We start from the raw sequence: 20035 nt of genomic DNA on the forward strand, positions 1-20035 counted from the left end.
GCCGATCAGGGATAATGCGGTCTCCGAAGGCGGTGGTTGCCCCATTCACATGTCGGGAAAGGCCGCCAGGCCACAGCGAGCGAAAGCCCGAGGCGTACTCTCTGGCCGGTACGTCGAGGGTTTGAGCGAAGCGAGAACGCAGTTATAGGCTTATTTCAGCATCCCTCGAGTGCCGAAGTGGCGGAACTGGCAGACGCGCTAGATTCAGGGTCTAGTGCCCGCAAGGGTGTCCGGGTTCAAATCCCGGCTTCGGCACCAACCGCTCTTTCAGGCGGGGTCCTCGTCCTCGCCCAAGCTTGCGCCTGCGCCCTCCACCGTTTCCACCCCTGACTGCCTGAGTGCTGCCGGACGATGGCCCCCGGCCGGCTCCGGAGAAAAGGTATTCACGCCTCTCCGGCCTTGTGCTACATCACCAATGCAGTCATGAACCAACAGGCAGTCTTCCAGGCAAGGGAGGGTACCATGACACGGCTGGCACGGTCCCTACAGCTCTTCACGCTGTCTCTTGTCTCGTTGCCCTTCGTGCTCCACCCGGCGCCCCTGTTGGCCGCCAAGGACGCGCATCCCTTCTGGACCGAGAAATCCTCCTTCCTCGAGGGGGACGACCTCTTCGTTGTGGGAGTCGCCTCCAACGTGCGCACCGTCGAGGAAGGCCGACAACTGGCCTTTGAGCGCGGGAAGACCGAGCTCATGAACTACGCGCAGGTGTCCTCTCTGGACGCCCAGGGGCTCCTGATCGAAACCCAAATGACCTACGAGGAACCGAATCCCGACGGAACGCTCACCGTCTTCCGGCTGCTCCGGGTTCCCGTTGCAAAGCTCCTGGCCATCCAGCGTCGTGCCCAGGCGAAGAATCGGCAGCAGGAACTGGCGCTGGAACAGACCGCCCGCGAACTGCTCGAGTCCCAACAGGTTCTTGCGGAGAAGTCCCGGCAGGTCGAGCAGCAACAGCGGGAAGTCGAGCGATTGCTGCGGCACCATCAAGCGCAGGCCCAAGCGTTGGAAGCAATGCAACGGGAACTGCTGGTCTCGCAGCAACTCGTGGCCGAAAAAGCGAGCCGGGTCGAGCAGCAACAACAGGAAGTGGAGCGCGCGCTCCGCCAGCTCAGGCAGCACCTTCAAGCCAGGGGCGTGAGCCCCCTTCCGCCTTCGGGGTCACCGTTGGCGGACCTCAGGCGAGTCGAAACCGTCTTGGACCAGCAGGACCAGGCGTTGGCCGCCGCGCTCCAGCGCGTTCGCCAGCGCATCGAGGCAGAAAAGCGCGAGGCCCACGAATACCGCAGCCGGATCTGCGCGCGGCTCGTCCGGGGCATGAACAAGACGGAAGCCCAGGTCCTCCTCGGCGATCCGTCAGAGATGCGAAACACGCACTTCTGGATTTACGGCAAGCGGGACAAGGACAAGGTCGGCATCTACTTCAACCGCGACGACGAGGTGTTTTTGGTGGACGGCTGCAAGCAGGGGGATGCGAGCAGCTATCGCGCCCCCTAGCCAACTCGAAGTGGGCGCAATCATGCCGAACGTTGGAGGCGCGTAGCGCTGCATGGGGTTCCGGTCCGGAGTGCTCATCGCGTCTCCCTGACGATCGTGATCTCCTCCGGCCTCAGCCCGTAGAAGGCGTTGTGGTCGGCACGCTTGACGCCGAGTGTAGAGACAACAGGTGGCCGACACAACCAGTCACGCCGCCGCCCATTCCGCCGACAGCACCTCGGCCTGCTCCAGCACCGTCTGCGTCGCTTTCTCTTGCTTGTCGGGTGGGTAACCGTACTTCCGCAGAATGCGCTTGACCAGCACGCGGAGTTGGGCGCGCACGTTCTCCCGCAGCGTCCAGTCGATCGTCACGTTGTTGCGCACAGTCTCGACCAGCTCGCGGGCAATCTTCCACAGCGTCTCGTTGCCGAGCACCTTCACCGCGCTGTCGTTGGTCTCCAGCGAGTCGTAGAACGCCAGCCTCCTCCTCCGCAGGCCCAAGACCTCGCCCCGTGCGTTCGCCTCCCGCATGTCTCTCGCGAGCTGGATCAGTTCCTCGATCACCTGGGCCGCCTCGATAGCGCGGTTCTGGTAGCGCTGGATGGTCCGCTCGAGCATCTCGGCGAACGAACGCGCTTGCACGACGTTCTTGCGCCGCCGGGTCGCGAGCTCGCCCTTGATCAGCTTCTGGAGCAGCTCGACGGCGAGATTTTTCTGGGGCATGCCGCGCACCTCGGCCAGAAACTCTTCCGAGAGGATCGAGATGTCGGGCTTCTGGAGCCCCGCGGCGGCGAAGATGTCGAGCACGCCTTCCGGCACCACCGCGCGCGAAATGATCTGCCGGACCGCGTGATCCAGTTCTTCCTCGGGGCGGGCCTCACCCGGCGCACGCTTGGCGAGGACCGCCTGCACGGCCTGGAAAAAGGACACGTCGTCGCGGATGCGCAGGGCCTCCTCGTGCGGTACCGCGAGCGCGAAGACCTGGGATAGCTCGCGGACCGCCCGCACGTAGCGGTCTTTGCCATTCTCCTGTGCGAGGATGTGCTCCTGCGCCGTCGGCAACAGGGCGAGGCGCTCCTCGGGCGTGCCCGCCGTCCACGGCGTGCGGTCGAACCCATGGAAAAGGTCACAGCAGACCTCGTACTTCTCCTGCATGACCGCCACGGCCTCGTTCTGGTCGAGCGCCGTGCGCCCCGTCCCACGGCTCTCGGTGTAGGTCGCGAGCGCGGCCTTCAGTTCATGGGCGAGGCCGAGGTAGTCCACCACCAGTCCGCCCGGCTTGTCGCGGAACACGCGGTTCACCCGCGCGATCGCCTGCATGAGCCCGTGACCGCGCATCGGCTTGTCCACGTACATCGTGTGCAGGCTGGGACAGTCGAAGCCGGTGAGCCACATGTCGCGCACGAGCACGAGCTTGAGCGGATCGCTCGGGTCGCGGAAGCGGTTGGCCAGCGCCTCCCGCCGCGGCTTGTTGCGGATGTGGGGCTGCCAGTCCGAAGGGTCCGAGGCGGAGCCGGTCATCACCACCTTGATCGCCCCGCAAGCATCGTCCTCGTCATGCCAACCAGGTCGCAACGCAATCAGCTCACGGTACAACTCAACGCATATCCGCCGGCTCATGCACACGATCATCCCCTTGCCGTCCAGCGCCTCGAGGCGCTTCTCGAAATGCTCGACGATGTCCCGGGCGATGAGCTTCAGGCGCTTCTCGGCGCCGACCACGGCCTCGAGCTGAGCCCACTTGGTCTTGAGCTTCTCCTTGCGCTCGACCTCCTCGCCCTCGGTGGCTTCCTCGAAGTCGGGGTCGATCTTCGGCCGCTCGGCCTTATCCAGCGCCAGCTTCGCCAGCCGGCTCTCGTAGTAGATCGGCACCGTCGCACCGTCCTCGACCGCGCGCTGGATGTCGTACACGCTGATGTAGTCGCCAAAGACTGCGCGCGTGTTGGCGTCGGCCTGCTCGATGGGAGTGCCGGTGAAGCCGATGAACGAGGCGTGCGGCAGCGCGTCGCGCATGTGGCGCGCGAAGCCGTCGATGAAGTCGTACTGGCTGCGGTGCGCCTCGTCGGCGATCACGACGATGTTGCGGCGCTCGGAGAGCGTCGGGTGCCGGCCTGCCTGCCGCGCGCCGCTTGGCGCAGGCAGGTCACCCTTCTCCCCTGCCTGCGCCACGTTCCGCGACGCGGCAGGCAGGTCGGGGAAGAACTTGTGGATGGTCGTGAACACCACCCCGCCCGCCGCCACCGACAGGAGCTCGCAAGGTGGCGAAGAGCTGGTCGTCGAGGTCGTTGCGGTCGGTGAGCACGACGAGGGTCGGGTTCTCCATCGCCGGCTCGCGGATGATGCGCCCCGCGTAGATGGCCATCGTCAGGCTCTTGCCCGAGCCCTGCGTGTGCCAGACGACACCGATGCGCCGGTCGCCGGGTTTGCCGCCTGGCTTGCGGCCCGCCTCATATGATTTGTGCTCGTCATGGGCCCCTGCCAGTTCCCCGTCGCAGGTCTTTTACAACTCCCTTCAAGCGCTCTTTTATTCGGCTGACTAGCCGCTCGAATGGCAGCGTCTCAAAGATCTCACGGATGAGTTCCTCGTCCGTACGTAGCAAACCGTCGGATATGACCCACTCGGCGATCTGCCGCAATTCGCGGTCGCTGTACTGGTCGATCGTCTCGCGCACCGGCACGAGCGGCCGTGGCCCGCGCTGCCGCCCGACTGGTTGCTGCTGAGCCTGCATCATGGATTGAGCCCCGTCCGTAGCTTGTGGGGGCAGGTATCGGCGTCCGACAAATCTGCCCAGCGGACAGCCTCCTCGTAGGCCGCAATCGCGCGCTCAAGCTCCTGCTCGCGGTGGTAGAACCAGTCGGTCGACCAGATGCGGTGAAACCGCCAACCCAGCCGCTGAAGATGGGCTTGCCTAAGCCGATCGCGGTCTCGTGCGGTGGCGCTCGAATGATAAGACGCCCCATCGCATTCGATAGCAAGGACGGGGCGGCCTGGCTTCTTCGGATGCATGGCGACCAGATCAATGCGATAGCGAGACGCGCCAAACTGCGGTCGCGTCTTGACGCCCCGGGCCTCCAAGGCGTCACGGACATCGGCCTCAAATGGATTGAGACTAACTTCTCCCGCGCGCTCATCCTCAGGCAGGCGTGTGCCTCCACTAGCAGCGTACTCCAGATACGCTTTGAGCAGTTGTACGCCCCGACTCCCGGAGCGGTTCAGATCGATCTCGTCGTGGGAGAAGGAACTGATGACGCACATCCGGCGCTTCGCCCGAGTGATGGCCACGTTCAGGCGTCGGTAACCGACGTCCTGAGTGAGCGGACCAAAGCGATGCGGCAGATCGCCATTCGCAGTTTTGCCATAGCCGATCGACAAGATGATGGCATCACGCTCATCACCCTGCACGGTCTCCAGGTTCTTGACAAAGAAACGCTCTTCGCGGTCGAGCGAGAAGAAATCCGCTAGGTCGGGCCGGCGGTCGAGGGCGCGGTCCAGAGCAGCCTGTATGCGGTTCGCGTGCTTGATGCCCATAGTGATGACACCGAGGGACTCGTAGGGCCGCGTCTCCGCGTGCAGGATCACCTGACGCACAACCTCCTCGACTTCCCGCGATGCACTTTCCTCCTGTCCACCTAACGCGGGGTCGTGCGGTACAAGGATGTGCCGAATTGCCTCCTGGCCACGCGCGCTCGGAAAGGTCACGAGCCGCCCCGTGTAGACGTGGGCGTTGCTAAACGTAATCAGGCGCTCGTCCTCGCTACGGTAGTGCCACTCCAAGAGCCAGTTCGGCAGGAAGGCTTCCAGAGTATCGAGCAGACTTTCGAACCCGCCAATTGACGCCGTCGCCATCGCCTCTGCGCTCCGCGCTTCCTCATCGTCATCGAGGATTTCGTCCTCGCCTTCGACAGCCGTTGCAAAGAACGTCGTGGGCGGCAATTGGTGCCGGTCACCGGCTACGGCCACCTGTCCTGCACGGTAGAGCGCCGGGATCGCCTCTTCTTGAAGGATCTGGCTCGCCTCGTCGAAGTGCCGCCTGCTGCCATCTAGCAGTTGGCTAACCGACAGCGGACTCGCGACCCAGCAGGGTGCGATCCGCGTGAGAACCTCAGGCGCACGGGCTAGCAATTCGCGCAGCGGAATGTGGCGTGACTTCTTGGCCGCCTCTCTCCGAACCAAATCTGCCTGATCGAAGTGCCTGTTCATCGCCTCGATCGCACGCTCGGCATGGAGTCTGCGCACGCGCTGGGCAGCGAGGCGGACGCGTTCACGATCCAAGCGCTTGAACTCCTCGATGACCTGCTCGTGGGTGCGGCCGTTGAACGAAGCGAGAGCTGGATCGGATGCCAACGCTTGCTCCAGCGCCGAGTAAAGCCAGACGTGCTCGAATCGCGCCAACCAGTGCTCGGCAGCAACACCATGATTGCGAAGATCATCGACAAAGCCACCGAGCCCCGCCTTGCTGAACAGCGATCGAAGATCGTAGATGCCTGGCAAGCGGAACGGGGTCTGCCGGTCGCAGGCGAGCGCCCGCAACCGTGAGGCCGCCGCCGAAAGCTGCATGCCGCCGAACGGGCCCGCTTCCGTCATGGCCCCGAGTTTCTTTGTCGCCTCGTTGAGGGCGCCGAACGCGGCACTGAGTTCGATTTCAGCATCCGACTTAACAGGCACGGCTGAGGGTGGGGCAAAGGCTTGCCAACGGCGGAGGACATCCTCGGCTTGCAACGCCTCCTGTCGCAACGTTGCGGGCGGTGCCGGCGCCGCGCGCAACGCGCGCAGGCGTTTGCGTGCGGCGCGGTATGCCGGGTTGCTCAGGAACGCCCAGGCGCGGGCGATCGGACCGCCGGTCGCTGGCTCGAGCGCCCGCGCGAAGTCCCCAGGCTGCGATGAGAAGATCTCGGTGCCGTACTGCTGGCGGATGCCGCGTGCATCGTGCAGAACGGCCAAGAACGAAGCCACCTCATCCAGCGTGCTCGGCGGCCGAACGCCAAGCTGGTTCACTACCTGTTCGAGAAGTCGCTCGAACTCGGGCCAGAGCTCGTTGGCTGCCTTGGTGGCCAGGTCCAGCGCTTCCTGTGCGCGGCGGCCGTCCCTGATATCCGCGTTGTTCCACGGCGAAGGGTCTGTGCCGAGGAACAGAGTCGGATTGGCGGCACCCTCGAGGATCCACTGCTTGACTTCGTCTGCGCGCTCGGCCGTGAGTGCGGCCAGTGTCTCGCCGCGGAGTCGAAGCGCGGATTTCGCCGCTGCCGGCAGGCGGAGCAGTCTGCCGACCATCTGGTTCACAGAAAGGCCGGTCGGTTGGCGAATCTGGTTCACCCGACGCGCGTGTTCGTTTAATTGCTTGCGCCGAGCCTCGAATTCCCGGTGGACCGCCTCGGCACCGTCAACCGGCAGCGCGTTACGTATCTGCTCCAATGCGTGCGCAAGCCGCGCCATCACCTCCTTCCGCGAGACGGACGCGCCGTGCAGATCGAGCACCAGATGACCGAGCCCCACAGCCGGATGGGTCAGGCGCTTGATGACCGCATCCAGGGCCGCGCGCTTCTCTGCCACGAAGAGCACGCGGCGCCCCTCGGCCACGCTCTGCGCGATGAGGTTCGAGATCGTCTGGCTCTTGCCAGTTCCCGGCGGCCCCTGCACGACGCCGTTCTGCCCTTTGCCGACAAGCACGATGGCGCGGTGCTGCGTGGAGTCCGCATCGAGCACGAGGTAGTCGTCGGACGCGGGGCGCTCATCGAGCTGGGCGGGCTCGATGTCGATCACCGCTTGGGCCAGCTTCTGTCGTGAGACCGAATGGCCGGCAACGGCCGCAACGATGGCGCTCGAAGATATGGTGTCCCCGTTCCTTTTCAGATCCTCGACCATGGCCATCTTCGCGAACTGAAAGTTGGCCAGGATCGCGCGCCGCGTCACCTTGAAGCCCGGTACGGTCGTGGCCGCGCGCTCGATGCGCGCGAACACGCCCTCTGGGTCGATGCGCCACTGTCCCGATTCGTCCTCGCCGCCGCACTCGCTCAGCACCGCAGACGCATTGATACGGATCGCGTAATTCTCGTCGAGCACATACAGCAGCACCGGGTTTAATTGCGGCTCGCCCGCGACTGCGAGTCGCAGGTCGTCGCCCGGCCGGCCGCGCGCCTCGATGCGGGCCGGCAGCAGCAGCACGGGCGCATCGTACGGCCGCCCACCATCGGAAGCGGGCCATGTAGCCATCCCCATTGCCAGGTGGAGCGTCTCGATACCTTTCTCCTCGAGGTTGCTCAACGCCTTGCGCTGGAGCGCTACGAGCGCGCTTCGTACCTTTTGGCGCGCCTCGGCTTCGGCCCGGGTACGTACGACGGGGTCAGGGCCCTCCGCATACCGGCCTGCCGAGACCAGCGACTCAACTGTCAGTTTGTCGCCTGCGAGCAGACGGCCCACAGCCTCCGTCTCCGCAGTCAGGTCGAGAGTGCCGACCTTGAGGTCGCGGTAGAAGAGGAGGGAGTTCGCTCGCGAGTGGTCGATGAGCCGGCGGGTCCATACACCGCGCGCGGCATCGACGATACGGCGAATCTCCGGATTCAAGTCGATGGATTGAGGTTCTGTCATCGAACGCCAGCCTCACTGCCTAGAGCCAGAGCATAAACTTCATACCCCAGCTCCTTCAGATTCCTGACAAGTGCGGCATCGAGCCTCGCGGCCTCGGTTTCGTGCGAACGTGCGATTGTCAACCTGTGCATCACAGAAACCCCGCGATAAGTCCGGCGACCTTCTGGACGAGGGTTAAGCAGCCGTTGATGGAGGCGGCCGCTTTGACGCTTTCCCACGCCGCCTTCACGATTCCGCGATTGGGTTCAGGCTTTGCCAGTTGCGGCTGAATCGTCTCGATGTCGGCCACTAGGCTCATCTTGGTCTCTTCGGGCGTTTCAGATTGGGTAATCGCGTCGCGGAGCTCTGCCAGGGAATTTCCGAGGTCGGCGAACTTCGCGTTAATCTGATTCCCGTCGCCTACGGTGATGATGTTCTGGCCGGTGGCTTCTATTTTGATTCCATGAAACTTCGGCATCGTGAATTCTCCCGGCCCTTCGATCTTGTCGATCCCGGCAGCCGTGATCTTGTAGAAGTTCGTAGTGGAAGGGATGACCGTTCCTCCCGGCGCAGTGAACGACTTTTCCACTCTGTCCTCTTCGACCCAACCCTGACTGATCAGGTACGTTAGGTTGCTCTGAACTTCCTGTTGTGTAAGCCCATTGGACGCTTTGAGCTCCTTCTTGACGGCGCTGATCTTTACGGCTGATCCCTTCTTGCCACGCGCGCTGGTTGCGTTTTTGTTACGGTCGTAGAAGTACTGAAGCAAGATACGGCGAATGTCCGTATTCGTCGGGCGTGCCGGAGTTTGCTTATTAATATGCTTCGCCATACCCCAGCTCCTTCAAGTTGGCGGCGATCACGGCATCGAGCCTGGCCGCCTCGGCCTGCTGCCCGCGCAACTGGGTCACGGGCACCGACATGATCGCCCCCGGCCTCATGCTTCCTTCTCCCCCGCTCCGAACCCGATCCTCCGCTTCGGCTTCGGCGCTGGCGGGTTCATCAGCTCGCGGATCGCGTCGAACACGACTTTGAACTGCGCGTCGTACTTTTTCTCGAGGGCGTCGAGCTTGCGGGCCAGATCCGCATGGGAGGCGAGGAGCTGCCGGAGGCGCACGAAGGCGCGCATGATCTCGATGTTCACGAGGACCGCCCGGCGACTGCGCAGGACGCTCGACAGCATGGCGACCCCCTGCTCCGTGAAGGCATAGGCGTGGCCCGGCGCACACCGCCCCAACTTGAAGTCACAATCTGTGATTTCAAGTTCGCGGACTCGCCGGCGGTCAACTGGAACATGAAATCCGGGGGAAAGCGATCCCGGTTTCGCCTGACGGCCTGAATGAGCGCGCGGGCCTGCACGCCATAGAGCGTCGCCAGGTCGCTGCTCAACATCACCTTATGGCCTCGGAGCAGGAAGATCCTGGACTCGATGCGCTCGACGGGCACGACTCCAGTCCTATCCGCCATACCCCAGCTCCTCCAGGTTGGCCTGCCTCACCGGCAGGCAGGCGGCCTCGGCCTGCTGCTCGCGCAACACTGCGGTGTTCATCGTGCCGGGTTCTCAGGCCGCATAGCGCAGGATTTCCACCTCCGCATGGCGTCTGGCCGCCTCCTCGGCCTGCGCGTAGAGCTTCCGCCCGACCGCCTCGTCGAGGTAGTACTCGCCGCAGTTCTGGCACACTTCTGCCGGTGTGCCTTTCACGAGGACGGTCGTCTCGCCGCGGTGCAACGTGGCCGTCACCGTTCCGGGGCGTGTCTCCCCATTCCTGCAGATCACGCACTTCATGTTCACCTCCCATGAATAGGGCCTCTGTCAACAGGGAATACGAGGCCCTGACGTTGTCAAAGATGGACCGTTCACCTCCCATGCGGGCTCGATCGCCCAACCTTCCGGTGCAAAGACAGCCGCCCAATCTCCAACACGAGGTCGGGTCCTCAAGGGACATGCGGGCTCACTGTCTGTGCCTGTCCATCCGGGTGAGACAACCTGGCCCGACCATACGCTGGCACAGGCCCTCCTTACGCAGGCTGCAGCTTCCGCGGATCATAGGGCTGGCCGGATTTCAGGACCCCGTACACCGTGGTCAGTCATGTCCGGGCCAGTGCCACGACCGCACTCGTCTTGCCCCGTCGCCGGGCGATGCGGGCAAAGAAGCGTTGCAAGGGCTTCGCCCCCTCGCTCTTCATCCGGGCCACCGTATGGGCACATGGCCACAACACGCGCCGGACCTCGCCCCGCCCATCCCGATTGATCCGCCCGAGTTGCCGGACCGTCCCGCTCTGATAGATGGTGGGAGCGAGGGCACCGTCGTGCGCCACGGCCTTCTGATCGTCAAACCGCCGGGCCTCATCGAGCGCACTCACCAGGACGCGGGCGGCCAGCGGGCCGATGGCCGGGATGCTCTCCAGCAGCGGACACCGCGGATCCTCGATCGCCCGCAGCCGCGCGGTGAGCTGCCACTCCGCCGCCTCGAGCGCCTCGATGCTGGCCATGAACGTCTCGATGATCAGCGTCAGCGGGGCGCTCACCGGCAGCCGCGCCAACTTGGCCCGCCAGGTGGCGCCGGCAAAGAACTTCTCGGGCAGCCGATGCCCCTCTTGGTACACGTAGCCCCGGATCGTATTGATCAACGCCACCCGCTTGCTCTGCAGTTGGTGCCGCGCACTCACCAACTCCCGCAGCTTCCGCACCGGCCCCTCCACCACGTGGACCGCTCGCGGCAGCAGCCCCGCGCGCGCCAACTCCGCCAGTTTCTTCGCATCCACCCGATCCGTCTTCCCGCCACTCTCCGTGATCCACTTCACCTCATTCGGATGCACCCCATGCCCCTGCACCCCGTCGATCTGCTTCAGCGTCTCCGCGATCCATTTCATCTGATTGCCCGCTTCACACACGACCAGCTTGGGGCCAACGCCCACCTGCCGCAGCAGCGCCCGCAGGCCTACCCGGGAGGCCGGCTGCTCCCCCTCGAACACGCGCTGCTTCCGCTCATTGACCCCATAGGCCACCAGACTCTTGCCACTGACATCCAATCCGATGTACACCATCGTCTGCCCCCTTTCGTTGGTGATGGTTGTTCACCCCTGACAGTCGGGCCTTCGTACCTCGACTGTCGACCAACGTAAAGGGGGCCCTATTCATAGAATCTCCTGGTTCTGAAATCGTCGCTCCAAAGCTTCGGATCCGGTGTATACACCGTCACCACGAAGCATATTCGGTTCTCGGGATCTTGTGCCACAACCACATGAAGGGGGTTTCCGCCCTCGAACCCCAGGATCAAGACGCTGGGGTACGGCAGGTCGTCCGGATAGGACGCGATCACCTCGCCTTCTTGGATGATCCGAAGCACGGCATCCGGATGGACCGCGCGCTCAAAGAGGCGTTCGAAGGCGTGGCGTGTGAACCGAACGGCGCTACACTCCATATCCCAGCTCCTTCAGGTTGGCAGCGATGGCGGCGTCGAGTTTCGCAGCCTCGGCCTGCTGCTCGCGCAGTTGCGCGACGAGCCGCTGCATCTTCTCCTCGAACGGCTCGCCGTCGTCCTCCTGCGCCTCGGCGCCGACGTAGCGGCCGCGGGTCAAGACCCAGCCGTGCTTCCGAATCTCTTCGAGGGTCACGGACCGGCAAAATCCCGGGACATCCCGATAGCTGAGTGCCGCTGGGTCACCCTCACCCGTTGCCCCTCTCCCACTGGGAGAGGGGTGGCCGGCAGGCTGAGGTGAGGGTTGATCTGATCGAAAATCGAGATTCGAGATCAGATCAATGAGCTGGCCGAGGCGGGTCTTGTCGAGCGCGGGTCGGGCGTAGTCCTTCGGCAGCACGCCCTTGAGCGCCGGGTTATCGCGCTCGATGCCGGCCATCGCATCGTCCACGAGCTGACCGATCGCGGGTTGCTTGGCCTGGGCCTTCAGATGCGCCCAGCGCGCCTCGGGCGGCACCCAGAAGATGTTGTGCGCCCGGTACTCATCCGGGTCCTCTGGGTCCGCACCCTGCGCGCGCTCGGCTTCGAGCTTCTTGTGCTGCTCGTCGAAGGCATCCGAGATGTACTTGAGGAAGATAAGGCCGAGGACGACGTGCTTGTACTCGGCGGCGTCCATCGAGCCGCGCAGCGCGTCGGCCATCTTCCACAGCTCGGCTTCGTAGCCGACGGTGGCACCGGTGCTTTGATTGCTCGTACCCTGAGCCTTCCGTGCCATAGTTTCTCGCGGTCAGGAGGCGTCCTGCGATGGCTCAGCCCTTCTGGATGGCACGAAGAGATGCTGCGCGTCGTTCCTCTCGGGCATGGGTGAGCCAGTTCGGCCACCTGACCCCAGCCAGGGAGGTTGAGAGTCCGACACAGAACGAACTCGCCCCCAGCTTTCCCCGTGCATGCTGGGGCTCAAGGTTATCCAAATCCGCCTCCCCTGTCGAGGGGGGAACCACTAAGCAGTTGAAACGATGGTGCCGTATCGCGCCGCGATGGGCTGGCCGGGTCCAGGGCAGTCCGGATCAGCTCCGAGGCCCCGATCCCGATGTGATAGCCAGGAAACCAGTGGGCCCAGGAAACGGGCGGGACCAGACTGGTATCACGGGGGGGGACGCCCCACTCGTGGCGCGAGAGGGCAACTCAGCGGGAGCCGGGGCTCGGCGCCGCCCCGGACGGGTCGGACAGAAGCCCGGGATGCTGTCCCGCGGGCTTCACGGCGTGCCAGCGGGCGGGCTCGCCGTTCGGGCGGTCAACGGCTTGACAGATCGCTCCCGGCATGGGACCATGCCCGCCCTGACCGCGCCGACGCACTCGCGCGAGCTTCTTCACGGGCGAACGAAATGGAGGACCGCTATGCGTTCCGGGGCAAGCCTGACCCGACTCAAGATGGTGGCGGGATGGAGCGCCGTCGTGCTCGCCGTCGGGTGCGCGACGGCCAAGGTGGAGACCCTCAAGGAATATTCCGGCAAGGATCCTCTGCCGCGGCCGACCCGCGTGCTCGTGCACGATTTCGCGGTGTCGCCGGACGAGGTCTCGCTCAACAGCGGACCCCTCGCCAGACTGGCGAGGGCCTTCGCGGAGGTGCCCAGGAGGAGCAGCTCAAGGTCGGACGGGCGGTCGCCCAGGCCCTGTCGGAGGCGCTGGTGAAGGAGCTGCAGGCCCTGGGCTTCCCGGCGGAGCGGACCACCGCGACGGCTCCCGAGGGCGACGGGGTTCTCTCGATCACCGGAGCGTTCCTGTCCATAGACGAAGGGAACCGGGCACGGCGCCTGGTGATCGGATTCGGCGCCGGCGGCACAGCCGTGAAGACCCGGGTCGTTGCGACCCTTGGCACCCGATCCGGTCCCCTGCTCCTGCAGCAATTCGAGACCGTGGCGGAGAGCTCCAAGAGGCCAGGGATGGGGCCCATGGCGGGCATGGGAGCGGCGCGACGGGGGCGGCCAGCGAACTGAACCAGAACGTCGAGGGCAACGCGGCGCGCGCCGCGAAGGAAGTGGCGAAGGCGCTCTCCCAATTCTTCGCCGGACAGGGCTGGATTCCGAAAGAGAAGATTCTCCAGTAGGCAAGCAGCGGGGGCCTCAGGGAGCAGGGGCCATGGCGGGTCCCTCGGCGCCGCGTCAGCGAGGCGGCCTCACGGAGGAGCTTTCGAGGCGGCGACGGCGCACATGTCGGCCGAAGGAATCCGCTCCACGCCGGGAGGCCGGAAGCCCCAGGCCGTGGCCATCGCCTGGCAGGCCAGCCGCGTGAGGGACTCCTCGAGGTTCTTCACGGGCTCCGGGTACTGGGCCGTGCCCCTCCACAGCTCCTGCCCGTTCGCGACATCCAGCCCTCGCACCGTGACCCGGGGCAGGTACACGACGGTCCGCAGTAGCTCAGAGGCCGATGAGAACCTGGCGCCGGCCTCCGCCCTCACCATGACGGCCACGTCCGCCCGCAGGGACCGGCCGAGGGCCAGGAGCTGCAGATCGTCCAGCGACGTGCCGGTCAGCCGGATGTGCTGCTCGTTCAACGCCTGCCGGACCCGGTCGCCGTCCAGCACGGCCAGGCCCCGCCGCTGAAGCCATAGACTCACGGTCTCCACGGCTGGTGGGTTTTCCCCCCAGACGATCGTCCGGGCCCCCTCCGCTGGCAACTGCTTGTGAAACCCCTCCGTGACCGGATACACGCATCCGGTGAGCCAAACCAAACTCCAGATAACGACCACGCACCGCCGGATGCTGCTCCAGGGGTTGGGCATGCGGCATACTAACAAATGCGTGGAGGCGAAGGACAGGCGCGGAAGACTTGTGCTAGCCTAGGCGCCAACCAGAACGAAGGGACAAGGAGGCCTGCCATGCCACGATCGCGCCACGATCCGGTTCCTGCGCGCTTGCTCGCCTGCGCCTGCCTGACGGCCATGTTCCTCCCAGCCGCACCGGGCGTGGGCGCCGAGCCCGACCAGGACAGCCGGGCGTCGCTCCGCGGCCTGCCGGGGATCGAGGTGATCGTCGAGGAGCTGAGCCCCGACGTGGTGGAGGCGGGGCTCCGGGCAGGGGACCTGGAAGAGGCGGTCAAGCAACGGGTCCGGAAAGTCGGGCTCCCCTTGCTGGGGCGGCAGGATCGGCTGAAGACCGCGCCGGCAGCCGCGCTCGTGCTCCGGGTGAATACGCTGCATGACAAGATCGGGCGGTACTTCGCCTGCATCGAGCTGGCGCTCCACCAGCGGGTGCAATTGCTTCGGGAGAAGGAGACCCTCGCCACGGCCTCCACGTGGGCCCTGCCCGCGCTGATCACCGTCGTTCCCGACGACGACGTCGCGCAGATCCGGGAGATCGTGGCGCGCCGGGCCGACAAGTTTGCGAAGGCCTACGCCGCAGCCAACGGGAAATGATCCGGGCTTGATCGGCCCAGCCCGCGCCGGTATGATCGCGGAGCCGCGACGCGCAACCCAGGAGCGCCCATGCTGCAAGACGATCTCGCGCAGGCCTTTCTCGCGACCCAGTCCTTCAAGTGGGACAGGGTGACCGGCTTTAAGCTGGCTTCCGGGGCGGTGAGCCCCTTTTACGTGGATTGCCGCAACCTCATGGCCAATCCGGGTCCCCGCCACCTCGTGGCACAGCTCGCGTACGAGCGGCTGGCCAGCCTGCCTTTCGAGTGCATCGGGGGGTTGGAGATCGGGGCCATCGCGATCGCCACGGCGATCTCCGACTACGGCTACCGGGCGCCCTCGCGTCGAGAGTGGCGCACGTTCGTGGTCAGGAAACAGCCCAAGGACCACGGGCTGGGCAAGCTGATCGAGGGGGCCGTCAAGCCGGGCGACCGGGCGGTCGTCGTGGACGACGTGCTGACCAGCGGAGGCTCCCTGCTGAAGACGCTGCAAGCCGTGCGCGACGCTGGCCTGAAGGTCGAGCAGGCGCTCGTGATCGTAGATCGCAAGGAGCAGGGGGGCCGCGAGCGCGTCGAGGCCCAGGGCGTCACCCTGCTCTCCCTCCTGACGATTGACGACCTGCTCGCGGCACATCGCGCGACCGGCGACCAGTGACGCCCGCGCCCATCCCATCACCCAGCACGCATCCCCCCTACCTGCACCGGAACCGGATCCCCCACCGGTGCTCGGTGACCACTTCTCCCCCGGTGAGGGTCGCGTTGATCCGGTTTCGCCCCTGGACCTCCCCTTCCTTGATAATGGCGTATCCGCCGGGGCAGTGCTCTTCGATCAACCGAATCGCCTCGCCGCGAAACCTCGTCGCCATGTGGCCGACCTGTTCCCGGTAGGGATAGGTCGCAACGCCGCCCTGCTCGTCCGCCTGCACCAGCTTCGCCCCTTCGCCGCACCCCGCACCGAGCAGGAGCAGCGCGGCCAGCGCGACTCTTGACCACCGTTTCACCAGCGTCCTATGATGGGGGCGAGAGTCGCCCACCGACCACCGTTTTACATCCGGACAGGAGGCTGATCCATGACACCCCGAGCCGTGATCGCACTTGTCGGATTGGGGCTCGTGCTGGCCCTGGCGGGAGGGGGCAGCGTTCAGGCCTACCATTCCTACGTCTTGACGGTCTCCCAACTCAGGGCCGGTCTTGAGAAGGCTCCGACTCCCGACAAGAAGGGCTTTTTCCTGATCGATGTCCGCTCCCCGCAGGAGCACGCCGGCGGCGTGATCCCCGGCACGGACATGAACATCGAGTACACGCAGATCAAGCAGCGGCACAAGGAGATCGGCGCCAAGCTGGACGACCACATCGTGGTCTACTGCCAGTCCGGGAAGCGCAGCAACATCGCGGCCGAGACCCTGGCTGACCTCGGCTACAAGCACGTCTACAACGTCGCTGGCAGCATGAACGCCTGGCTGGCGGCCGGCTATCCCATCGCGCCACCGACCCGCTGAGGCAGGCGGCGAAGCCGACCGCGTTCAGCGGCTGAGAGCCGGCGGCTGAGGGCTTCCTCTGGGGAAGAGCCCGATCACCGCAGGCAGCGGGATGTGCGCGGTGCCGCTGCCGTCCAGCAGGCGCAGCCAGGTCGGGCCCTCGGCGTCCCGGCCCGTATGTGCGGCGAGCGCCGCCCCGGCCACCAGCACATCCGACGAATTCCCGCCGTCCATGGCCATCGCCTGCACGAGCAAGGGAAAGCGGTCCCGCAGGCACAGGGCAAGGTCCCAGAGCGTCGTCTCGTCCGCGGTCTTCAGAATGAGGATGTGCCCGGCGCCGTCTTCGCCCACGACGGTCTGGTGCGCGCGCTTGCCGGTCTGCCGCACGCGCGGCTTGCCCGACCGGTCCACCAGCATGAGCGATTGCGCAGCCTCCCGATAGGCCGGACGCTGCGGCGCCAGGGGCTCGGCGGCAAGATCCACCACGCGGGCCTTGCGCAAGCCCGGTTCCACCGGTTCCGCCACGAACAATCCCTGCCACTGCGGGTGCCGCTTGCTGCCCAGCGAGCGGCCGTTCCTGTAGAGCAGGCCCAGGTAGGAGTAGTCCTCGCGGAACAGGCCGGCGTTGAACAGGACCGTCGCGCCGAGCCGCCGCTGCCACTCCTGGACCGTCGGCGGTGACGCCAGCCCCTCGTCCCGAAAGTGGTACGTCGCAAAGCGGTAGCGCTCGGGGTCCACCTTCACGATGGCCAGCGGAGGGACCTGATTCCGGCAACCGTCGCCGGGAGTCCAGAGCGCCGCCTCCAGTCCCGGCGCCAGACTGTCCCACCGGATCTCCTGAGCCGGGAGGGAGGCTGGCGCCACGGTCCAGCAGCCGACTAGGACGCAGGCGAGCCCCGCGAGCGCACCGTGCATGGTCCGCTCCTCTCGCCTCCGATGGAGCCTCTCGCCGCGCATCCTCCGCTCCCCATGATCGTCCCCGCTTGGGCCGAGTATAGAGAGCCCGCGCCAGGGGCGTCAACGGAGGAGCAGCGCGACCGGGCCTGCGCTCCCTGATGCGGGGCACGGCGAGCGGCGGGGCTACATCACCCCGAGCGCCTTGCTCGCCTTCTTGAGATCCTTCGGCTTCACCCACAGGATCGCGGCGTACCGCCCGACGCTGCCGGCCACGACGGCGTCCACCGCCGTCACGTTGATCTTGGACTCCGCCAGGCGGGACAGGAGGTCCGCCACCGCCCCGGCCCGGTCGTCGCCCTCCACGAGGAAACAGGTCTTGGGCGCCTGGAGCTTGAGCTTCGCCTGCTTGGCCGCCGCCTTGAACGCCACGGGGTCGGCGGGCACGAAGTCGAGCTGGGCACGGCGGTTCCGGGGAAAGCCCGAGAAGGCCAGCATGTTCACCCCCGCATCCCGCAGCACGCCGAGTATCCGGGCTCCCTCGCCCGGCTTGTCCGGGACCTGCGCCTTGAAGTACTGAGCGGTCCGAATTGTGTCAGCCATACACACCTCCTTCCCTGCTTTCACAGGGGATGTCCCTCGGTCCCGAAGGACGGCCCGAAGCCTCGTCTGGTAATGCCCACTAGGAAATGGAACGGTCGGACGCCAGGCCGTATTGTAGCGCACCGCACGGGACGCAAGCAAAGGGGCGCCACACACAGGGTGGCCAGCGCCAGGGATGGGGCAGGCCAGCGGCGCGCCGGGGCGGTCCGGGGATTCCCTGACGGGTCGTGCCTCAGCGGCGTACGACGGCGCTGGCCGACAGCAGTTAGCTGGTAGGAGGAGCCGCCCTCAAAATGGACAGACCGACGGCTCCGTCCCCCGAACGAACGTAGCGTGCGGCTTTCCCGCACTACGCTCTCCCGACCGGGTGCCGGCCCGAGGCCGGACCCCACGAGTGCGGATGAAGTCCCGACGCAAGGCGTACAGCCGCGTGAGCCCCAGATGAGCCCAGAAGACCTGGTCCGGATAGCGCCGCCAAAGTTGATTGCGCCACCGCGTCGCCAGGAACGCACGCAGCCGCCGCGTGATCCAGCGATCCAGCCGGTCAAAGACCCCGGCCACTTGGGCGCGCTTAACGTATTCTCCCCAGCCTCGGACGTACCGATCCAGCCGGGGCACCAACGGGCGCAGGGCCACCCCTGCCGTCCGCCGCGTCACGCGGCGGATCTCGGCCCGGAAGCGGCGGACCCCCTTCGGGGCGAGGGACACGTTGAGATGTCCCTTCCGCTGGATCAGCCGATAGCCCAGGAAGTCGACTCCCTGGTGAAGCGTGACCAGCTTGGTCGTCCTCGGATTGAGCCGCAGCCCCAGGGTTGCCAGGACCGCCGTGGTGCGGTGGAGGGCCTGCCGCGCGGCCCGTGCTTTCCGACTACACAGTCGGAGCTCCTCCGCCTCGCGCACGAACCGGACCCCCTCCGCGTCCCACACCCGGTCCAGCTTGGCCAGGTAGCTGTTGGCCAACCGCGGGCTGATCACGCCGCCTGGCGGCGTCCCGGCCCGGGGCCGTCCCAGCCGGTCGCCGTCCTGGATCAGGGTCTCCAGGAACAGGCGCACCAGCCGCAGGACGCTCCCCTCGGCCACCCGGTCCGCACCGCGTCGATCAACGGCTCGTGCGGAATCTCATCGAAGCACGGCTCGATGTCCACATCCACGCAGGAGATGCAGCCGTCCCGCACGTGCCCGTACAGATCGCGCCGCGCCGGGACCGGACCCCGTCCCGGCCGACACCCCCTGGCTGTGAGGCGAGCACTCCACCTCGACGATCGGCTCCAGCACCTGGCGCACCGCCTGCTGCCCCACCCGATCCCGGACGGCCGGGATCCCCAGGGGCCGATGCCGCCCGTCCGGCTTCGGGATCCACACCCGGCGCACCGGCCGCGGGCGATCGGTCTTCGCTCGCAGCTCGGTGCTGCGCGTCGCCAGGTTGGCCTCCAGGTTTTCTCCGACGGCCTCCACCGTGACGCCATCGACGCCGGGCTCGCCCCGATTGGCGCGGACGGTCGCACCCGCCGCCCGCACCCGCCGCGGGGCCAGCCGTTGGCCCATGAGACTATGGGGCTTCCTCCGCGGTCCTCGTGGCGAGCGTCCCCTCGGCCCATGGCTCTGTCCTTCCCGCTCTGGGACCGGCGGCTTTCCCACAGGAACCTCCCTCGCCTCCAGAACGGTACTCCCTGCCATGGCTCGCGGTCGCTCCCGTTCGGGGACTCCCCTTCGCTCGGGGCCGTTCTCACGACACGTCCTCCCGACTCTGGGAGCCCTGACTGCTCGTAGTGCATCGGCCCGACACTTCGGCGGCGCCTTCTAGCGAGCCTTGCCCCTCCGGCTCTTCGGCCCCGCGGGCCTGCACACCATCGGAGACACCACGAGCCCTCCCCAGGTCAGACGCTCCTCTGTCCCTCCGTGCTGTCCGCACACCCCGTGTCTCGGACCGCGCTCCGCCGGTCTTTCCTTCGCTGTCAGGCTGCCCGCTCGGCTCCGCGCGGTCATGGCCGACCGGTTCGCCCTGGCTCTCGCCTCGGCGACGGCCCGGAGGGTCGACGCAGGCCCTTCGGATTCCACCTCGCAGTGGACCCCCTGCCCTCCGCCCCTCGAGGAGGGACGGCCGCCGGGTCCTGGCCCGGCCTCTTGTCTACGCATCCCCCCTGCGAGGGTGCGGCGGGACTTTCACCCGCAAGAGAAGCGCCCTGCTGGGC

The 20035-nt window shown here is 66.3% G+C and carries 21 protein-coding genes, 1 tRNA gene and 2 pseudogenes; 7 read left to right on the forward strand and 17 right to left on the reverse strand.

Features of this window, described 5'->3' with window-relative positions; translation table 11 throughout:
- The first annotated feature begins 171 nt into the window (after positions 1–171).
- Both ACWHYQ_RS19155 and ACWHYQ_RS19160 read left to right on the forward strand, forming a co-directional pair.
- Positions 172–258: transfer RNA gene (locus tag ACWHYQ_RS19155), tRNA-Leu, on the forward strand.
- A 204-nt stretch (positions 259–462) separates the two neighbouring features.
- Complete coding sequence (locus ACWHYQ_RS19160) at positions 463–1491, forward strand: hypothetical protein (protein WP_447973688.1); 1029 nt, start codon at positions 463–465, stop codon at positions 1489–1491.
- Between the two features lie 186 nt (positions 1492–1677).
- Here the strand turns inward: ACWHYQ_RS19160 and ACWHYQ_RS19165 are convergent.
- From ACWHYQ_RS19165 to ACWHYQ_RS19215, 11 genes and pseudogenes are all read right to left on the reverse strand, one after another.
- Positions 1678–3922 (reverse strand): annotated as a pseudogene (locus tag ACWHYQ_RS19165) (type I restriction endonuclease subunit R); the annotation flags it as partial.
- A gap of 13 nt (positions 3923–3935) precedes the next feature.
- Complete coding sequence (locus tag ACWHYQ_RS19170; protein WP_447973689.1) at positions 3936–4202, reverse strand: hypothetical protein; 267 nt, start codon at positions 4200–4202, stop codon at positions 3936–3938.
- On the reverse strand, positions 4199–8056 hold the full coding sequence (locus tag ACWHYQ_RS19175) for an AAA domain-containing protein (RefSeq protein ID WP_447973690.1): 3858 nt from the start codon (positions 8054–8056) through the stop codon (positions 4199–4201). Before ACWHYQ_RS19175 ends, ACWHYQ_RS19170 begins: the two co-directional genes overlap by 4 nt.
- Positions 8057–8186: 130 nt before the next feature.
- Positions 8187–8867, reverse strand: coding sequence for a hypothetical protein (locus ACWHYQ_RS19180; protein ID WP_447973691.1), 681 nt, complete (start codon positions 8865–8867; stop codon positions 8187–8189).
- The gene (locus tag ACWHYQ_RS19185; protein ID WP_447973692.1) at positions 8851–8976 is read right to left on the reverse strand and encodes a hypothetical protein; all 126 of its coding nucleotides are present in this window, start codon (positions 8974–8976) and stop codon (positions 8851–8853) included. The genes ACWHYQ_RS19180 and ACWHYQ_RS19185 overlap by 17 nt, the downstream gene beginning before the upstream one ends.
- The gene (locus ACWHYQ_RS19190) at positions 8973–9218 is read right to left on the reverse strand and encodes a hypothetical protein (RefSeq protein ID WP_447973693.1); all 246 of its coding nucleotides are present in this window, start codon (positions 9216–9218) and stop codon (positions 8973–8975) included. The genes ACWHYQ_RS19185 and ACWHYQ_RS19190 overlap by 4 nt, the downstream gene beginning before the upstream one ends.
- A complete protein-coding gene (locus ACWHYQ_RS19195; protein WP_447973694.1) occupies positions 9176–9502 on the reverse strand; it encodes an ORF6N domain-containing protein in 327 nt (108 codons plus the stop codon). Before ACWHYQ_RS19195 ends, ACWHYQ_RS19190 begins: the two co-directional genes overlap by 43 nt.
- Positions 9503–9596: 94 nt before the next feature.
- Complete coding sequence (locus ACWHYQ_RS19200; RefSeq protein WP_447973695.1) at positions 9597–9821, reverse strand: type II toxin-antitoxin system MqsA family antitoxin; 225 nt, start codon at positions 9819–9821, stop codon at positions 9597–9599.
- Positions 9822–10123: 302 nt separating this feature from the next.
- Positions 10124–11083: an IS110 family transposase gene (locus ACWHYQ_RS19205; RefSeq protein WP_447973696.1), complete on the reverse strand. Its 960-nt coding sequence runs from the start codon at positions 11081–11083 to the stop codon at positions 10124–10126.
- A gap of 86 nt (positions 11084–11169) precedes the next feature.
- Positions 11170–11460 (reverse strand): DUF4258 domain-containing protein, encoded by a 291-nt coding sequence (locus tag ACWHYQ_RS19210; RefSeq protein ID WP_447973697.1) that lies wholly within the window; start codon positions 11458–11460, stop codon positions 11170–11172.
- 319 nt (positions 11461–11779) lie between these two features.
- A pseudogene (locus ACWHYQ_RS19215) lies at positions 11780–12232 on the reverse strand (type I restriction-modification system subunit M N-terminal domain-containing protein); the annotation flags it as partial.
- Positions 12233–12855: 623 nt separating this feature from the next.
- On the opposite strand from ACWHYQ_RS19215, the gene ACWHYQ_RS19220 reads away from it, so the two are divergent.
- Both ACWHYQ_RS19220 and ACWHYQ_RS19225 read left to right on the forward strand, forming a co-directional pair.
- Positions 12856–13149 (forward strand): hypothetical protein, encoded by a 294-nt coding sequence (locus ACWHYQ_RS19220; protein ID WP_447973698.1) that lies wholly within the window; start codon positions 12856–12858, stop codon positions 13147–13149.
- Entirely contained in the window at positions 13146–13454 is a 309-nt protein-coding gene (locus tag ACWHYQ_RS19225; RefSeq protein ID WP_447973699.1) for a DUF4410 domain-containing protein, read from the forward strand. Before ACWHYQ_RS19220 ends, ACWHYQ_RS19225 begins: the two co-directional genes overlap by 4 nt.
- A gap of 179 nt (positions 13455–13633) precedes the next feature.
- Here the strand turns inward: ACWHYQ_RS19225 and ACWHYQ_RS19230 are convergent, their stop codons facing one another.
- Positions 13634–14239: a hypothetical protein gene (locus ACWHYQ_RS19230; protein ID WP_447973700.1), complete on the reverse strand. Its 606-nt coding sequence runs from the start codon at positions 14237–14239 to the stop codon at positions 13634–13636.
- A 96-nt stretch (positions 14240–14335) separates the two neighbouring features.
- On the opposite strand from ACWHYQ_RS19230, the gene ACWHYQ_RS19235 reads away from it, so the two are divergent.
- Complete coding sequence (locus ACWHYQ_RS19235) at positions 14336–14872, forward strand: hypothetical protein (RefSeq protein WP_447973701.1); 537 nt, start codon at positions 14336–14338, stop codon at positions 14870–14872.
- 69 nt (positions 14873–14941) lie between these two features.
- Positions 14942–15523, forward strand: a complete 582-nt coding sequence (pyrE, locus tag ACWHYQ_RS19240; RefSeq protein ID WP_447973702.1) for an orotate phosphoribosyltransferase — start codon at positions 14942–14944, stop codon at positions 15521–15523.
- 37 nt (positions 15524–15560) lie between these two features.
- On the opposite strand, the gene ACWHYQ_RS19245 is transcribed toward pyrE, so the two are convergent.
- The gene (locus ACWHYQ_RS19245; protein WP_447973703.1) at positions 15561–15869 is read right to left on the reverse strand and encodes a hypothetical protein; all 309 of its coding nucleotides are present in this window, start codon (positions 15867–15869) and stop codon (positions 15561–15563) included.
- A 69-nt stretch (positions 15870–15938) separates the two neighbouring features.
- Here ACWHYQ_RS19245 and ACWHYQ_RS19250 point away from each other — a divergent pair, with 69 nt between their 5' ends.
- Positions 15939–16367, forward strand: coding sequence for a rhodanese-like domain-containing protein (locus ACWHYQ_RS19250; RefSeq protein WP_447973704.1), 429 nt, complete (start codon positions 15939–15941; stop codon positions 16365–16367).
- Between the two features lie 24 nt (positions 16368–16391).
- Here ACWHYQ_RS19250 and ACWHYQ_RS19255 read toward each other — a convergent pair whose 3' ends face one another.
- The 4 genes from ACWHYQ_RS19255 to ACWHYQ_RS19270 all read right to left on the reverse strand — a co-directional run bounded on the left by ACWHYQ_RS19255 (position 16392) and on the right by ACWHYQ_RS19270 (position 19388).
- Positions 16392–17261 carry a phosphodiester glycosidase family protein gene (locus tag ACWHYQ_RS19255; protein ID WP_447973705.1) on the reverse strand — a complete coding sequence of 290 codons (870 nt, stop codon included), beginning with the start codon at positions 17259–17261 and terminating at the stop codon, positions 16392–16394.
- A 165-nt stretch (positions 17262–17426) separates the two neighbouring features.
- Positions 17427–17843, reverse strand: a complete 417-nt coding sequence (locus tag ACWHYQ_RS19260) for a hypothetical protein (protein WP_447973706.1) — start codon at positions 17841–17843, stop codon at positions 17427–17429.
- Positions 17844–18131: 288 nt separating this feature from the next.
- The gene (locus ACWHYQ_RS19265; protein ID WP_447973707.1) at positions 18132–18923 is read right to left on the reverse strand and encodes a group II intron maturase-specific domain-containing protein; all 792 of its coding nucleotides are present in this window, start codon (positions 18921–18923) and stop codon (positions 18132–18134) included.
- Positions 18924–18962: 39 nt separating this feature from the next.
- A complete protein-coding gene (locus ACWHYQ_RS19270; protein ID WP_447973708.1) occupies positions 18963–19388 on the reverse strand; it encodes a hypothetical protein in 426 nt (141 codons plus the stop codon).
- Positions 19389–20035: the final 647 nt, after the last annotated feature.

The organism is Nitrospira sp. Kam-Ns4a, assembly GCF_965152595.1.

Excerpts from the sequence above, each read along its gene's own strand:
- ACWHYQ_RS19160 (WP_447973688.1), top strand. The coding sequence starts at position 463 with ATGACACGGCTGGCACGGTCCCTACAGCTCTTCACGCTGTCTCTTGTC.
- ACWHYQ_RS19170 (WP_447973689.1), bottom strand. The coding sequence starts at position 4,202 with ATGATGCAGGCTCAGCAGCAACCAGTCGGGCGGCAGCGCGGGCCACGG.
- ACWHYQ_RS19175 (WP_447973690.1), bottom strand. The coding sequence starts at position 8,056 with ATGACAGAACCTCAATCCATCGACTTGAATCCGGAGATTCGCCGTATC.
- ACWHYQ_RS19180 (WP_447973691.1), bottom strand. The coding sequence starts at position 8,867 with ATGGCGAAGCATATTAATAAGCAAACTCCGGCACGCCCGACGAATACG.
- ACWHYQ_RS19185 (WP_447973692.1), bottom strand. The coding sequence starts at position 8,976 with ATGAGGCCGGGGGCGATCATGTCGGTGCCCGTGACCCAGTTGCGCGGG.
- ACWHYQ_RS19190 (WP_447973693.1), bottom strand. The coding sequence starts at position 9,218 with ATGCTGTCGAGCGTCCTGCGCAGTCGCCGGGCGGTCCTCGTGAACATC.
- ACWHYQ_RS19195 (WP_447973694.1), bottom strand. The coding sequence starts at position 9,502 with ATGGCGGATAGGACTGGAGTCGTGCCCGTCGAGCGCATCGAGTCCAGG.
- ACWHYQ_RS19200 (WP_447973695.1), bottom strand. The coding sequence starts at position 9,821 with ATGAAGTGCGTGATCTGCAGGAATGGGGAGACACGCCCCGGAACGGTG.
- ACWHYQ_RS19205 (WP_447973696.1), bottom strand. The coding sequence starts at position 11,083 with ATGGTGTACATCGGATTGGATGTCAGTGGCAAGAGTCTGGTGGCCTAT.
- ACWHYQ_RS19210 (WP_447973697.1), bottom strand. The coding sequence starts at position 11,460 with ATGGAGTGTAGCGCCGTTCGGTTCACACGCCACGCCTTCGAACGCCTC.
- ACWHYQ_RS19220 (WP_447973698.1), top strand. The coding sequence starts at position 12,856 with ATGCGTTCCGGGGCAAGCCTGACCCGACTCAAGATGGTGGCGGGATGG.
- ACWHYQ_RS19230 (WP_447973700.1), bottom strand. The coding sequence starts at position 14,239 with ATGCCCAACCCCTGGAGCAGCATCCGGCGGTGCGTGGTCGTTATCTGG.
- ACWHYQ_RS19235 (WP_447973701.1), top strand. The coding sequence starts at position 14,336 with ATGCCACGATCGCGCCACGATCCGGTTCCTGCGCGCTTGCTCGCCTGC.
- pyrE (WP_447973702.1), top strand. The coding sequence starts at position 14,942 with ATGCTGCAAGACGATCTCGCGCAGGCCTTTCTCGCGACCCAGTCCTTC.
- ACWHYQ_RS19250 (WP_447973704.1), top strand. The coding sequence starts at position 15,939 with ATGACACCCCGAGCCGTGATCGCACTTGTCGGATTGGGGCTCGTGCTG.
- ACWHYQ_RS19255 (WP_447973705.1), bottom strand. The coding sequence starts at position 17,261 with ATGCACGGTGCGCTCGCGGGGCTCGCCTGCGTCCTAGTCGGCTGCTGG.
- ACWHYQ_RS19260 (WP_447973706.1), bottom strand. The coding sequence starts at position 17,843 with ATGGCTGACACAATTCGGACCGCTCAGTACTTCAAGGCGCAGGTCCCG.
- ACWHYQ_RS19270 (WP_447973708.1), bottom strand. The coding sequence starts at position 19,388 with ATGGGCCAACGGCTGGCCCCGCGGCGGGTGCGGGCGGCGGGTGCGACC.